Annotated in this window: 12 protein-coding genes and 1 pseudogene; 2 read left to right on the top strand and 11 right to left on the bottom strand. The window is 51.4% G+C overall.

Going from position 1 to position 14099, the window contains the following annotated elements; translation table 11 throughout:
* Positions 1-63: 63 nt before the first annotated feature.
* The 4 genes and pseudogenes from RSSM_RS31730 to RSSM_RS15525 form a co-directional block, all read right to left on the bottom strand.
* Positions 64-549, bottom strand: coding sequence for a DUF6884 domain-containing protein (locus RSSM_RS31730; protein WP_390174058.1), 486 nt, complete (start codon positions 547-549; stop codon positions 64-66).
* 49 nt (positions 550-598) lie between these two features.
* Positions 599-931, bottom strand: a complete 333-nt coding sequence (locus tag RSSM_RS34760; RefSeq protein WP_236621170.1) for a hypothetical protein — start codon at positions 929-931, stop codon at positions 599-601.
* 15 nt (positions 932-946) lie between these two features.
* A pseudogene (locus tag RSSM_RS35460) lies at positions 947-1216 on the bottom strand (HNH endonuclease); the annotation flags it as partial.
* Complete coding sequence (locus RSSM_RS15525) at positions 1209-1553, bottom strand: hypothetical protein (protein WP_008680536.1); 345 nt, start codon at positions 1551-1553, stop codon at positions 1209-1211. The gene RSSM_RS15525 and the pseudogene RSSM_RS35460, both read right to left, overlap by 8 nt.
* Positions 1554-1990: 437 nt before the next feature.
* Here RSSM_RS15525 and RSSM_RS15515 point away from each other — a divergent pair, with 437 nt between their 5' ends.
* On the top strand, positions 1991-2401 hold the full coding sequence (locus RSSM_RS15515) for a hypothetical protein (protein WP_008680531.1): 411 nt from the start codon (positions 1991-1993) through the stop codon (positions 2399-2401).
* A gap of 70 nt (positions 2402-2471) precedes the next feature.
* Here the strand turns inward: RSSM_RS15515 and RSSM_RS15510 are convergent, their stop codons facing one another.
* The 5 genes from RSSM_RS15510 to RSSM_RS15490 form a co-directional block, all read right to left on the bottom strand.
* Positions 2472-2849, bottom strand: a complete 378-nt coding sequence (locus tag RSSM_RS15510) for a DUF2958 domain-containing protein (protein ID WP_008680529.1) — start codon at positions 2847-2849, stop codon at positions 2472-2474.
* Between the two features lie 168 nt (positions 2850-3017).
* A complete protein-coding gene (locus tag RSSM_RS15505) occupies positions 3018-3293 on the bottom strand; it encodes a hypothetical protein (RefSeq protein WP_044302673.1) in 276 nt (91 codons plus the stop codon).
* 89 nt (positions 3294-3382) lie between these two features.
* A complete protein-coding gene (locus RSSM_RS15500; protein ID WP_008680527.1) occupies positions 3383-3691 on the bottom strand; it encodes a hypothetical protein in 309 nt (102 codons plus the stop codon).
* Positions 3692-3877: 186 nt separating this feature from the next.
* Positions 3878-4834 carry a JAB domain-containing protein gene (locus RSSM_RS15495; RefSeq protein WP_008680525.1) on the bottom strand — a complete coding sequence of 319 codons (957 nt, stop codon included), beginning with the start codon at positions 4832-4834 and terminating at the stop codon, positions 3878-3880.
* 53 nt (positions 4835-4887) lie between these two features.
* A complete protein-coding gene (locus RSSM_RS15490) occupies positions 4888-6312 on the bottom strand; it encodes a type IV secretory system conjugative DNA transfer family protein (RefSeq protein WP_236621169.1) in 1425 nt (474 codons plus the stop codon).
* A 1270-nt stretch (positions 6313-7582) separates the two neighbouring features.
* Here RSSM_RS15490 and RSSM_RS32510 point away from each other — a divergent pair.
* Positions 7583-9001, top strand: coding sequence for an IS4 family transposase (locus tag RSSM_RS32510; RefSeq protein ID WP_160168139.1), 1419 nt, complete (start codon positions 7583-7585; stop codon positions 8999-9001).
* Between the two features lie 257 nt (positions 9002-9258).
* Here RSSM_RS32510 and RSSM_RS15475 read toward each other — a convergent pair whose 3' ends face one another.
* Both RSSM_RS15475 and RSSM_RS15470 read right to left on the bottom strand, forming a co-directional pair.
* Positions 9259-12732: a leucine-rich repeat domain-containing protein gene (locus RSSM_RS15475; RefSeq protein ID WP_008680517.1), complete on the bottom strand. Its 3474-nt coding sequence runs from the start codon at positions 12730-12732 to the stop codon at positions 9259-9261.
* Positions 12733-13140: 408 nt separating this feature from the next.
* Positions 13141-13974 carry a replication-relaxation family protein gene (locus RSSM_RS15470; protein ID WP_008680513.1) on the bottom strand — a complete coding sequence of 278 codons (834 nt, stop codon included), beginning with the start codon at positions 13972-13974 and terminating at the stop codon, positions 13141-13143.
* Positions 13975-14099: the final 125 nt, after the last annotated feature.

Genomic DNA, 14099 nt, shown 5'->3' with positions numbered 1-14099 from the left:
TGCCCAACGTGGACAGAAGCGGAAACAGAATGCCTGTAAAATCTCACGTGCGCAATCAAACGTTTAGAACAAGTCCAGTTGGGAATTTACTGAAGAACGCGTTTGTGCTTTGAACCAAGCAAGTCGGTTGCCGATGCCAAGTCCGCGAAGCGGATCTTCAAAACTGTACTTGTCGCGTCCGGCCAGAATGCGATCGTAAAAACCGCGTAGGTAGAGCTGACTGGCAAGCAGAACGACTCGTGGCTTATCGACTGCAACTTGGAAGCCTCTTGAGTTCCTGCCAAACTCGCAGTACTCCTTCCAATGCAAATGAAACTGGCTTTCGATTTGCTTGGCTCGCCATCGTTGCTCATCCGCTGGTAAGTCCGACATCGCCAGATCGTAGGGTTCGATGACTGTATTGGGTTCAATGACAAGATGCTTTGCCGACGCAATAAAATAGGCGTCTGTATTTTGCTCAGCCCAACGTCGTGATGCACGAAACAATGGTCCCGTGTAAAGCTCGCACGCCGGGGCGGCTCGATTGGCTTTCTCTTTTCCGCAGCCGATCAGGGCGATGGTTTGCTTGATAAGAAAAGCGGGAAGGTTCTATCGTTGCTCAAACGGTGAAGCCGTTGGATAAACTGCCATCAGCATGTTTCGCGAAATAGGAACGCTCGACACCTTCTGGTCGTGTGTTGCTTGGTGGCGTAAGTACCGACAAGTCTGGCATGTCGTCTGGGTAACTCATCAATGAAGCGAAGAGTTCAGGATCAGTCTTTTGGCAAATGTCGATAATCCGCATCCAAGTGAGACGCCATCGAACAAGGTTCGCCGAATTCAACCCCATCACCGAAATAACTCGGCGTGCTTCGTCGGTCAAACCGGAAAGTCTTCCATCGAGATGGACTCGGACAGCCGAACCCAAAAGGGCCTGAGTTGGATCTGGCACCTGCCGTTTTCCTTTGCGGAGATTACATGCATGACACGAATAGACGAGATTGTCATACTCTAAACTCGTCTCTGGCGAGCTAGCCACTGGCTCGAAATGGTCGAGGTCAAATTCACCCAGTCGTTTTCCCCACTGCTCGCGAACCAGACAGTACACACAGCGAAACGAAAACTCGTCACGCAACCATGGCCGGAAAGATTGGACATCCGAGTAACCACTCGGCCCGTGACGACGAACTAGCGGTCCGCCTGGATAGGTGAACGCAAGCGGCGGCACACTACGCATCCGGTTGAGAGAGTAACCGCTTGTGTAGCTTCAGAGCTTCTTCCATCGGCGGAGATGCTATTTCATCGAAGTGCCGCTCTGCCAACTTTTGCAAGCCCGCGAGCTCGGTAAGTTCAGGCACACTGATGGTGCCAGCAATTTCGCGATCAATCAATTCGCAGCGACGGTCGTCCTTGGCCTGCGTCCACTGAGCATCGTCTCCGTCCGTACCAACTTCCTCAGCCACAAACCGTGTCACAGCAAGCTGGATCAAATGCACAACGTCTTGCCCCGTCTCGCTGGCGCGAGCGGAAAGACATTGCTGAAGGTCGGCTGGAAGATCAATTTCGTACTTCATGCCCCTATTGTATCACAGGAAAGGGCGAATACACCAGCGATTACCGTGTTATCCATGCCCGCTGGAAGCGTGACCAAGAGGGTTTTCCCCACAAAGAAAGTGATTTTGGAGGGTTCCGAATCCGCCCGCGTTGGTTGGATGGAAGCGGAACAGGATGGCCCTCGTCTTCCGAAAGCAAATGATTTCGCTCTCGCTGACGAGCAATTTCAATTGATGCGTTTGACAGAGATCGGATCGTATTCTGCGAGCGAGGGTGGATGGAGTGCGGCCCGAACGTCTTGGTGATTTTTCGCGATCGGTAGGACTTCACGGCAAATTGGCTCCGAACGCCTATGGTGATCCCGCCTAGCGAAAAGAGCTGCTTATTCTGGACTTACAGATTGATACAATTAGACGTAATCTCACATGCACTCGATGATTCATACAAAGAAGGACTGATGAACGAAGTAGGGGAACAGCGATGGTGGACCAAAATTTTGTCCGACGCTTATTCTGTTGATCCTCTGGATTTTTGGGAACGCACAAAGTTGCTCTGTGGCATCGAAGCGGCGTGCGATGTCGAACACATTACTCGAGAACAAGCGGACTACGCGAGGAAGATCTTCCTTTCACGAGCCGGTGACAACGAGCCGCTCGACGAAGACCCGGCGACTGAAGAATACCATCACCGGATTTGGCAGACCATGCTGATTGATGCAAAGCATGTAGACAAAGACGACCCGTGGGAGAGAACCAAAATCTTTGTTGGAATGACACCTTTCAGCACGTTTGGTATCATCAGTCAAGAACAGTTTGTTTACATCCGGACACTTCTTTTCGGTGAAGCTTTTGGGGAATCGGATGACTGAGGATTTTGGTCGAGGTTCCTCGCGGCGCACTGCAAAGGCCCTCGAAGATCGAGAGCCTTTGGCCAATTGCCTATGCCCGATTCATGACCTGCGAAACCGGTTGCGGATCGAAGTGGAGGTCACGCTCGACCGGAAGACCGAGAGCACCCCGGCATTCTTCGATCTCGTCGAGTGCGAAGGTTCCGAATTCCTGTTCGAGACCGCGAACCAGACCGTAGGCGATTCGCGATTCAGGATCGTATTCGATGACCCACCAAGTCCAGTTGGCATCGGGGGTGAACCATTTGACTTGAACAATCGGATCGCGGTTTTCGGATGTTGCTCCGAGCGTGGGAAGCTTGGCCAAGATACCTTTGGTTAGAAGTGTGTGTGCCGGTGATTTGGTGCGTGGATGCTGCACGATGAAATGGGGAAGAAAACAAAATGCCGCGAGGGCACGCTTTGTCATGCACGATCGCGAGCGGTGTCACAAAGCAGAGCCGCAGGAAGCTTTTGACACGGCAGTGAGTGATTGTGTTTTCTGGTCGTGCCTCGGCGGCAATGGTTCCTTACCCAAGACCCAAGCAGCGTCTGCATCAAAAAACCTCATCGCTGTGCCGAAGAGTGTTTGGCTTCCCTACTTCAGCGCAGGCGGTGGATCCACTTGCGTGTATGCGTATGTTCCAGGGCAAGACATCACCTCGGATTCCTTCTGAATCGTCCCATCGTTGCTATAGACCGCCATCAATACGGGTGGATTACCGTGATAGGGCGGTTGTCCTGCAAGGGTGCCGGTTTCCATACCGTCGATCGACAAGACTTTTGCGACGACCGTACTCCAAGAATCTCGTCGCACGAAAAAGCCTGCTGAATCACCGTTATCTTGGTACATCTGGTAAATATTTCTGCTCATATGTCTTTGAAGTTGGATTCGTGTGGTACAGGAAGGCAAACTGCCTTCCGCGTGATTGGGGCACGGCATTGAATCAATCACAACGCATTTTAGCAATCAGGCGATACGTGCAACGATTCCGACAAGCGACAGACAGGTAGGAAGTCCATCGGAGTGTCAATTAGATTGACCATCACGACTCGTTCAGCGTCAATCATCGCCTGAAATAAGCCTGTGTTTTCGCCGTACGTTTTGAAGATAAACTCATCGGGCTTGAGTGAAATCTCGGGGAAGCAAACTGAAACGTCTGCGAACAGTTCGCCATTTTGCTCCAGGCAAACGTAGAGCTGATCGTTGTCGCAGTAGCGACCGGTAGCAATCTCGACTTGGTGTCGTCCGTGAAAATTTATCGTGAACATGTCAACGGGGGGAAAGATAGTGAGCGGCCTGTGTGGCCTCGGTGCGGAAAACGCATTGCGTGATTCCAGATCAAGGTGGAGCTGCTCGCAGACAACCTTGATCGGTTGGAATCGGGAGATGCGAAACTCGCACCGCCTGGCACAAAGGCAGTTCGCTCACGTCTTGCCACTCTGTTCAACACGTACTCAGCACTCTCGGATCGACACGCTTTCGAGTGTGCCATCGCCAACGACGATGTGGTCCAGGACCGTGATTCCGATCAGCGTGCCAATCTCGGTCAAGCGTCTCGTCACTTCGTGATCTTCGCGACTGGGGGTTGGATCACCTGATGGATGATTGTGTGATAGGCAGATTGCGCTCGCACCTTCGATTATCGCGGGTTTGAAAACCTCGCGGGGATGAACCAACGACGCGTCGAGTGTTCCCTGCGTAATGACCACGACGCTTTGGACGGCGTGCTTTGTATCCAGCGTCGCAATCGCAAATTTTTCTTGGTCCGGTGACGGGTTATCCTTCCAGTACTTCTTGAAGAATGCTTGAGCCTCAGAGGTGCTGGTCAGTTTGGGCCTCCCCTTCATCGAGCCGACTCGTACCACCGACACGATCTTCAACGATGTGTAGTCGGTTTGCCGCGAGATCCGTTTAGCGATCTCTTGTTGAAGACATATTGAATCTCCGTTCTCACTGACGTGTTTCCAGTCCAGCGATCGAGGCTTCTGTTTCCGTTCGGTTTCGTTTATTGCCGGGAAGATACAGGCGATATCGAACCAGATCTCTTCATTCGCGTCATCGAAAGCAACTCGCACTTCTTGTTTTTTCTGCGAGATTCCTACGATGTGTCCGTATCGCAGGTTGTCTTTGTCGACGAAAACTTCTACGAAGTCATGCCGACGAATTTCAAAACGGTGAGCTGGGCCGTCAATGTCATTGCGAATGCGGTCGACAAAGATGCTGTTGCGTGTGTTGGCGGGCTGTGGCCACTTTTCGTGGGGGTCACCGTCAAAATCGCACTGACGATCTGGGTTGGTGAAGAGGCCTTTCGCTTCGCGTTTCGTCTCTGCTTGAGCATTTTTAACTTCCAGATGAGTCCGCTTGGAGGTTTCCTTCTCGTCATCATTCCAAAATTCGAGTTGACGTTGCATAATGACATATAGTCTGCCACAGCAACCTCCATTAACCAAGAAACTCACACGGTTTATCGAAACATCGAATCGGCATATCGTTCCAGTTCAGTTCGCGGTCGCGCAAATTGACGCACTGCGTGACGTTTGATCTTTTCGGCCCGACTCGCAATGCATTGTGGTGGGGGTAGCGTGCGAAACGTCATTGGGCCGGATGGCATTCCGTCAATCAGGATGTCGGCAACGGCGTGGTATTTGGGGATTGTCATCAAGTGTTCCGGTGACACCTTGCCTCCGAAGTGACGCGACCAAAATGGGGCATCTTCCGAACCAACTTGAAACGTAATCACTGATCCACAATTACCGATAATGGCGGATCGTAGTTCAGGGATCAACTGCTCTCGATATTGGTTCGCCAATACAAACAGCGGGGAGCGGTACTTTCGCGCCTCGGACAACGAGGTTGCCAAAGCGGTTGTTGAATAGTTCTGCAACTCGTCCACGTAACAGACAAAGTCGCGACGTTCACTTTCTGGAATATCGGCCCGCGACTCCCCTGCTAGTTGCAGCGAACTGAGTAGCAACGCCCCGAGAAGATTCGCCGAGTCTTCACCAAGACGTCCTTTCGAGAGATTGCACAGCAGGATCCCACCACTATCCATGACCTGTCGAAGATTGAAGCCGCTTTTGGGTTGCCCCAGAACCAACTGCAACTGACGATTAGACAAAAACGCTCCCAGCTTGTTCTGCAAGCTCGCCAGAAACTGAGCCCGATCACGCTCGTTCCATTTTCCGAACTCACCGTGCCAGAAGTCCCGCACTACCGGATTGCTGACTCTGGCGACCGCCGATTTGCGATAAGGTGCGTCGGTTAAGAGTCGGTTAATGCCGATCAAGGTGGCGTCTGGCTGTTCAACCAGCGTGTAGAGCGCGTTTCTGAAGATGTGAAGAAGCCGTGGTGCCGACGCAGCATCCAGATTAAACACTTTCACGAAAGCCGATAACACACCATCGGCAATCCGACCGCGATCCATGCCACCTGAAGCATCGAGCGGATTAAACGGAACGAGTTGCTGAACGTCACCCGGATCAAACAGTATCAAGTCGTTCGTGCGTCGTTTCGGTACTTGCAATGCAGCATCGAGAAAGAGGTCACCATGCGGATCAAGCAGCGCGATGCCGAAATTGTCTCGCAGATTCGCCGTGAGCATTGACAGCATCAACGAACTTTTACCTACACCCGTCTTTCCCGTTAGGTAACAATGCCTTCGGATCGATGCGATCGGCAGGCAAACCAAGCGATTGTCTTTTCGGTATGCGATGCGTCCTAGCGGTGTCATAGACGTATGCCGTCCCGGTGCCGGCAATTCGATCGGTGGCTCAAGCTCAATGTGACCGCTACGGTGCAGCTTAGATACTCGCACATCGTCACTGACCGGATGCCACATCAAGGCGATCTCCTCGGGTGTCATTAGCCCCCGATTGCGGCCGACTACCATTCGATTCGTAGGCGAAGCAAACAACGCGAACCCGCCGACAAGACCCACCAGTCTTTCGTTTGTGGCGTTGGGTTGACCGGAACTTGAACTAACAGTGATTCCTATCTCTGCTTCAAAGAGGCAATCATGCAGCTTGCGATTAACCTGTGGCGTTCCGCTTGGGCCACGAACGCAGAGAGCACGGATTGCCATCGCCCACCAGCGGTTCAACATTCGTCCATGACTCAGCATTTCAACCAGCCTGCGTTGCAGCGCTACACTGAAACAGCGGCCATGTTGCACATACTCAGCTCGTTCTGCCCAGCGTTTTTGGTGTTCACGAGCGGGCCGCAACCGGATCGCGATCCGAGCATGACTTGGCAATGAACGTCTCCCTTTTAACAGGCTAAGCGCCGCCGTCATGGGATCATGTCGATCGAAGCGACGTCGCAGATATTCAAAGCCGTATTCAGGTCGAATCGTGACAACCCGAGATTTTTGGGAATCTCGATCAAAGAGGCTCTCTGAGACTCGCTCAAGTTTGACTCCAGGAAATGCATCCAACAGATGAACGAGCAGAAGCGATCGTAAGTTGAGCGGACAATCAACGAAGAATTGAACAAGTCCATCATGTTCAGCCAAGATCAGTTCAACCGCTTGGCGAGCCTGATTTGCGGCGTGCATGCTTCTCAGCACTGCAGCCATCGCTTCCGATCCATTGGTTACGCCAGTGGGGAGAGTCAAACAATGCAGCATGCGAGGGATAGCGGGGGTACTCGCTCGGCGAGGCCATCGATTGCGGCCAAGCCGAGACGAGGCCGATCGATTTCCGGAAGTCACCGATAATGTCCAAAACCCATTCCCATCTCGATCCGAGTGTGTTCGACACTGGTCCAGCGATGCGGAACGAAGAGACGCAACCTACATTCGTCCAGGATCGCCGGTTGAGTAGCGAAGGAAGGGGCCGCACGCATAGGAGCGGTACGAAGGATGATGAGTCAGCGGCGAATCAAGCGGCGTCTCATAGTAGCATTTTTCAGCATCAATCGTCACGCAACTTTGTCAAGAAAACTCTTCAAAATGATCACAGTCTGCCGATCGGCAATCAAGGATCATCCCCTCCAACAAACGTAGCCGGTGCATTGCAAAGCACGCAAAATGCCTCCGGTGTCGGCCACGAATGGCACGTAGTTATCGCTAACTCGTTTCACTGAAACGACATATGCAAGAAAGGCCTCACTTGCTTAGATGGGTTTACCACAACTTCATCTTCGGCAAGGAGGCCTCTGTGATGGGTAGTTTGAACCAAGGTCCGTTGGGTGAACAGATCAGTTTCTTGCGTCGCCAGTTCTTACAGGATGGCGGTCTACCATTCACTGACGTTCTTTCAGAGCAGTCTATCTCTAATGCACTGTCTCAGAATGGCGTCTGTTGGAAAGAAAGGATCTACTCGCCGCTCGTAACCCTGTGGGTTTTTCTGGGGCAAATCCTCAGCGAAGACCAGTCGTGTGCATCTGCGGTCGCAAGGCTGATTGCTCACAGGATCTCACGCAATCAAGGCCCTTGTTCGTCAGAGACTTCCGCATATTGTCAGGCAAGAAAACGGCTCCCGGAGAAATTCTTCTCCGATGTCGCGCGTCGAGCGGGACGTGCGCTGGATGACAGTGCGAAAGCTGAATGGTTATGGCATGGTCGGCGCGTCTATCTGTACGACGGCACGACGGTGAAGATGCCGGACACGGCAGATAATCAATCAGAATACCCCCAGCCATCGTATCAAAGGCCGGGGCTTGGACGCCCAATGGCGAGAGTGTGCACCGTCTTTTCACTTTCGTGCGGAGCTGTCGTCGACATGGCAATTTGCGCCTATTCGGGTAAAGGCCAAAGCGAACTCGGTTTGCTCCGTCGATTAATGGATGCCTTTCGTTCGGGTGACATCATGGTAGCTGATCGACTTATGTGTTCCTGGGGCGAACTGACCGCACTTCAAACTCGTGGCGTGGATTTTGTCGTCAGACATGCTACCACTCGCAAGCTTGATTTCCGTTGTGGACAACGTCTTGGCAAAGACGATCAAATCGTGAACTGGCCAAAGCGACACGCACGTACCAAAGAAGCCAACGCCTATCGGAAGAGCTTGCCGGACAATCTAAAAGTGCGAGTCTGTCGCATTCGAATCGCTCGCCCAGGTTTCCGCAGCAAAGTGCTTGTCGTCGCGACAACGCTTTTCGATCCGATTGAGTATCCGAAAGAAGAACTCGCCTTGCTCTACCGCAAGCGATGGAATGTCGAGTTGGACATCCGATCTTTGAAACAGACTCTGCAAATGGACATGCTGCGTTGCAAAACTCCAGATCTTGTTCGCAAGGAAATCTGGACTCATGTTCTTGCCTACAACCTCATTCGAACAATCATGGCCAGGGCCGCTCACGAAGTCGACATAGAACCACGTTCGATCAGTTTCAAAATGACCGTGCAAATGCTGAAGGCTTTTCAACCAGTCCTTGCAAACTTGAGACGCTGTCCTTCGGACTTCCGGCAGCAATTGTACGACCAAATGATCGCGGCAATTTCAGTCCATCGAGTTGGAGATAGACCAGACCGCTTTGAACCAAGGAAGATTAAACAGCCTACTCGAAAGCATCATGACTTCCTGCACGTGCATCGACACGAAGCGAAACGTCAAATACTGGCAGGACTTACAAAATAACTACGTGCCATTCGTGTCGGCCACCGGAGCATCAGGGAAACGCTCTTCGGTCGTCTACACCGAGGTCAGTTTGCCACTTCTCCCAGAGCGGTCGGTTTGTCCAACCTCGCTCAGGTCAATCGAGACATAACTAGCATCGGTCTCAGCGACAAGGCACGGGTTCCCAGTCGCTGGACGCACCTACTTTGCAGGATGTATCATCGTTCTCGCCACGCACCAAAAGTCCCTTACGATCTTTCGAGTCCAAAAGCAAAAATCTAATTCTGCAGATCAGGAAGGCCAGGCTGGATTGACCTCCGATGGTGTTCACATACCCAAATCCAGTCACCGCTCGATTTGTCGAGAACTCGGCTCAAGCCGCCCCACTTTCGAACTGGGTCGAGATGTCGAAGGAGACGTTCGAAATCGCGAAGTACAGCTCCCGATGCCTTCGGTTCCTTCATGTCCCAGTCCAACTCTTCCGCGTACTTACGAGTTTCCTTCTCTCGCTCAAGCATTAGCTTGGACATTTTAACCGCCGCATCCAATATTTTTATAGTCTCCTTAACATCAGCTAATTCCGAATACGGCGAAGTCGAAAATCCTGCAGAAAAGGTCTCGCCAGCAAGCGCAAGCGTCCGCGCCGATAAGTGAACCAACGGCATCAACTTCAAGAGCCACTTACGTGGCTCCCGGATTATGTACTCGCCTTTTGTGCTGTCACCGTGATCCCCCGTTTCTCCAATACAACAAACAGGGTGGTATTCATCCGGCATCTCGCACCAAAGCGTGAGCCTCCACCTCTGTTTGGCCCACACATCTGACCAATTCGATGGTTTCGCACGGTCAATCCAGGAAAGCTCATCAGTAACAATTGAAAAAAGACGCGGACACTCTGGCTTAGTTCCCAGCGCCGTAAGCACACTCCGTACGGCAGACTCAAGACGGCTCAACTGCGCGGCCGCCGTGTCACGAAACTTGACAATGTTTCCAAACTCGGATTCCCAATCGAAGTCGCCAGTTTCAAATCCATCGAGTAATCTCTGAATTCCGTGTTTCTCAAAACATGCAGGACACCTTTCGCTTGACTCGCCTTCTGACCGAAAATGCCGTAGGGCCGTCAGCTCAAAACGTCCTCTGCAGAAAACGGTCTTCGACTTTTGCACGTTTTCGGTTGGGCATGGAACAGACATATGGTACTTACCTCTCAAGCCAGGCCATCGCTCATCGATCAGTGACGACACTGAGTCATGGAGCAAATTCATGAAATGCTGAGGATAGACAGATCGCACCGTAATGAAGAGCTCTCGATCAACCATCTCAAGATGTGCTTGCCCGTGTCGGACATGGGTCAAGAAAACGCCCGACGTCCAGTGTAGACGACGTTCATTGTGCCGGTGATTCCTAACGATCAGCCAAGGGATAAGCCCGGGTGGATCCTCCTCAATTTGGACAACCAAGCGAGTTTCACTTAGTTCTTTCTGCTGCTTCGGATCCAACCGATCTGTTCTATTCCAAGGTAGCTTGGGGCGGTTGGTGGGGACAAGTTCTGCCACGAGGCTAGATTGATCATCAATCCGATAGGAAAGGTCAAACCTCTCCATTAATCGAAGGAAGTGGGGATGTAGATCACGCCCATAACGCTCGTTGTTAGGGCGTGACGGGTTGTCCCAGATTTGAGGTAGCCGCTTGTGAGACAGTACGCCGTTGTCACGAATGGTTTCTTTATCTTCAAGAACAAAGCCAATTGCTTTACTCAGCCACTCGGGTTTCAGGATCACTAGGTCGTCTAGCTCCAAGGATTCACCAAAGTAAACGATGAGACCCAGGTTGTCTAAGAGACCAGCCAAAGCTGTAGTTGCAACTGAATCCAGTTTGTGAGTCCTGCATTTTCGCTTGAATGTAGACCACTTTATCGTCGCAGATCTCGATCTAATAACTTCCTGCTTCGCATGGCTCCAAGCCTTAGGGAATAGTTCTCCAACTTGGGGAAGTGCAGCTGCCTGGACCGAAATTGCAGATCGAAGATGCTCGATGCCCAATCCTGTTTTGCTGTCAACTTCAAAAAAACCGCAAATAACATCTCCGAATTCATCGCGTAACCTTTGTTCATCAATTCTTGGTACGCGATCCAATGACCCGCAATGTGTGGCAACCACCAATGCTCGTACATCGGCTCCCGCACGCATCTTAATGTGACGCAACCATTCTTCGACCCTGGAGTTCTCAACTCCGCGTCTGGCCTCCCAGACAATCACGTAAAGTGCACGCGGACTGTAGAAAAACTGGTGCGTGACACGATAAACCTTCTGCCCTCCGAAATCCCAGGTATTTAAGGATATTGATGTGGCGTTTCCGTCATCGTCCACATCGTCCGGATGATCGAGAACGAGTTGCTTTAATTCGATACCATGGGTCGTTTTCCGGCCGTCTACAAACTCTTTGCCGAGCAGCGCTTCCACGAGTGATGTTTTACCCACACCACCTTCACCGATCAGCAGCATTTTTGCTTCATACAACCGAATCCCATCGGTCGAGACACCTTGCAAAAACGCACAGAATGCATCCCAGCCAGCTTCGTGAGCCGCTTTCATAGAATCTGGAATCGGATTTCCATGCAAACGCAACTCGATTCTGTCAAGCGACGAAACACTTCTGGGAAGCGATGACAAACGGTTATTGCTTAGGTCTAGCGAAGCCAGCTCACTTAGCTCGCCGATACTGGCTGGGATCGTAAGCAGATTATTTGACTTCAATGAAATCCTTCGAAGACTCTTCAATCCTGCAATTTGGTCCGGTAGGAAAGTCAGTCTATTTTCAGATAGATCTACGAAATTGAGATCAGTCAGTTTTCCAATTGATTCTGGTAGCTGTTCAATTCTGTTGCCCTGCAGTTTCAATTCTCGCAAGTCATGCAAATCACCCAAACTTCCTGGCAAAGACTGGATTTTATTGCAACGTACGTCAATTGTTTTGAGAGAGCGAACGAAAGATAGGCTCTCCGGTAATCCAACCAAATCATTTTCAGCCAAGTCCAATTCCGCCAAACTCTTGAGTCCTCGTAAGTTCGATGGCAATGTCTTGAGTGAGTTCATAGACACTTTAAGTATCTCAAGTTCTTCTAAATCGCTGATCTCATTTGGAAGAACCTCAATGTTGTTCTCGGACAGATTTAAGAATTTGAGGTGACTTACCGCTCCAAGTTCGTCCGGAACATTGGTGAGTTTATTTTTTGATAAATCGAGGCGGCACAGCGACTGCAGATTGCCAATATGCCGCGTCAAGGTGGCCAGTCGAGCGTTTACCACCTCAAGTTCGATCAAACAATCAAGTTCGCCTATCGAATCTGGGAGCGAATCAAATTGGCATGAGTGAATGCGGAGATGTGTCAGGGCCCTCAATGCACCAAGATTCGCGGGAAGTTTGGCAACCCTTAATCCGCTAATGTCCAAGACCTGGAGATTTGTAAGATTGCATATGCAGTCCAAAGACGACGTCAAGGGAACTTGTCGGATGCTGAGTTCCGTCAAGTCCGTTAGTGTTCCAACCCAATCCGGGAGTTCACGGACGTTAAGCGAACTGAGTGATAACGATTCTAGTCCCTCAATAGTGCATATTTCCGGCGTCAGTTCCTCGAGGGGAATGTTCGCGATTTTCAGTTTTCTTTTTCCGCTTCGCCGCACCGCACGGATTTCGTTGGATACGCTCTGATTAAACTCGTCAAAGGCTGTCTCAGGAGAGGAGTCACTCATTTTCTATCCTTGCGCAGTTGCAGAATCTTCCATGGGCTGATGAAATTTGGTGTCAGGGGATTCTATCCTCTTTCGCATTCTGATGTTGTCAGCGTGCGTTTTCGTGGCTCCACAACTGCGGAGCATTTTTTGCCAAATCCTCGTTAGCTGAATCCTTCCCGATCAAGAGCTCTTTAAGCCATGCAATGACAAGTAGACCGACGCGAGTTCAGAAGCTCATCAGGAAGCTGAGGTTGCATCGTTCGAGGCGTTGAAGCTGTACGCGGAATTCGCATCGGTGTCCGAAAAGCTGGCACCGACGCGTTGAAACGATCCCAAACGAAGCTGCTCCGGTGGCCGACGCCGGAGCCACTTTTCCAACTCATTTCTTACCTTTATTTGTCGAGAATTTCAATCGGCGTCCAGGCCTCAACATACGGGAATCAGCGTTCTTTTGAGACCTTGATTGGATTCCTGATTCGGGGAAGCGAAGGGATCACAGTCGAGCAGAGTTTGGAGTGTTGTCCCAATCACCGTGGTTCGATTCGGATTGCGAACCAAGCTGCCGCAAGCAGCAAGAACATGATCAAGGCGTGATTTGCTCCGCGTGGTGACAAAGAGGACAAGATACCTGGCTGGATCGTCACGTTTGTACTGTGATTGATGAGCGTCGTAGCCTCGGATCTTGCGTTCCAATGATTCGGTGTCGCGGTTGCTCCGCACCCGTTCGGTTCCGTTATCCAGTTCCAATACGAACGAATACGGGCGATCACGTTGCGACTTGCGAACCAGCCGAAAGGCGGCATCGGGGTACAGTTGAAACTGGCCCGCTTGGAGTTTGAAGCTATTCTCCCGAGCAAACTGATCCATCTCGACCCCGTGTCGCTTCCCACAAGCGACGATATGAGCAATGACCGCCGCGATCGAATGAGTGTGGAAATGGTTACCCATTGGTACTTCAGAGAAATACCTTCGGCTGGGCATGATTGCATCCGCACCGTAGATCAATCGATAGCCGGCCCGCGTCAGCTTCCAATACTTTGGGGCCCTGCCTTCGCTGACTAGCGAGTAAGGAAATGATTGGACGAAACCAGCGTCTCGTAGTTTGCCGAGCCGACGACGTGCCAACGCTTCATCGGAGAACGGCTGATCGAATGACTGACTTGTTGTCTGTAGCTGCCGTGGTGTCAGTGGCGTTCGATCCAAAGCGGTCAAAATCTCGAAGTCACGAGCAGTCAGGGCGACGGAGTTTTGTTTTGCCATAGAGTGCTTGTAAGCGTACCATACTAAGCGAACCACCACTCCCCTTTCGCCTTGCATGAACACCCGAAACTCATCATCGTATATGAGCGACATCGATGACTTGATCGCTCAAACACCCTTGGAAC

Origin of the sequence: Aporhodopirellula sallentina SM41, assembly GCF_000346505.1 — a bacterium.
Classification (GTDB): Bacteria; Planctomycetota; Planctomycetia; order Pirellulales; family Pirellulaceae; genus Rhodopirellula; species Rhodopirellula sallentina.
This window is presented reverse-complemented; position numbering and strand designations above follow the sequence as displayed.

Coding starts and splice junctions, on each gene's coding strand:
- RSSM_RS15470 (WP_008680513.1), bottom strand. CDS start 13,974: ATGGCAAAACAAAACTCCGTCGCCCTGACTGCTCGTGACTTCGAGATT.
- RSSM_RS15510 (WP_008680529.1), bottom strand. CDS start 2,849: ATGACAAAGCGTGCCCTCGCGGCATTTTGTTTTCTTCCCCATTTCATC.
- RSSM_RS15490 (WP_236621169.1), bottom strand. CDS start 6,312: ATGGTAGTCGGCCGCAATCGGGGGCTAATGACACCCGAGGAGATCGCC.
- RSSM_RS15525 (WP_008680536.1), bottom strand. CDS start 1,553: ATGAAGTACGAAATTGATCTTCCAGCCGACCTTCAGCAATGTCTTTCC.
- RSSM_RS32510 (WP_160168139.1), top strand. CDS start 7,583: ATGGGTAGTTTGAACCAAGGTCCGTTGGGTGAACAGATCAGTTTCTTG.
- RSSM_RS15495 (WP_008680525.1), bottom strand. CDS start 4,834: ATGCAACGTCAACTCGAATTTTGGAATGATGACGAGAAGGAAACCTCC.
- RSSM_RS15475 (WP_008680517.1), bottom strand. CDS start 12,732: ATGAGTGACTCCTCTCCTGAGACAGCCTTTGACGAGTTTAATCAGAGC.
- RSSM_RS15515 (WP_008680531.1), top strand. CDS start 1,991: ATGAACGAAGTAGGGGAACAGCGATGGTGGACCAAAATTTTGTCCGAC.
- RSSM_RS15500 (WP_008680527.1), bottom strand. CDS start 3,691: ATGTTCACGATAAATTTTCACGGACGACACCAAGTCGAGATTGCTACC.
- RSSM_RS15505 (WP_044302673.1), bottom strand. CDS start 3,293: ATGAGCAGAAATATTTACCAGATGTACCAAGATAACGGTGATTCAGCA.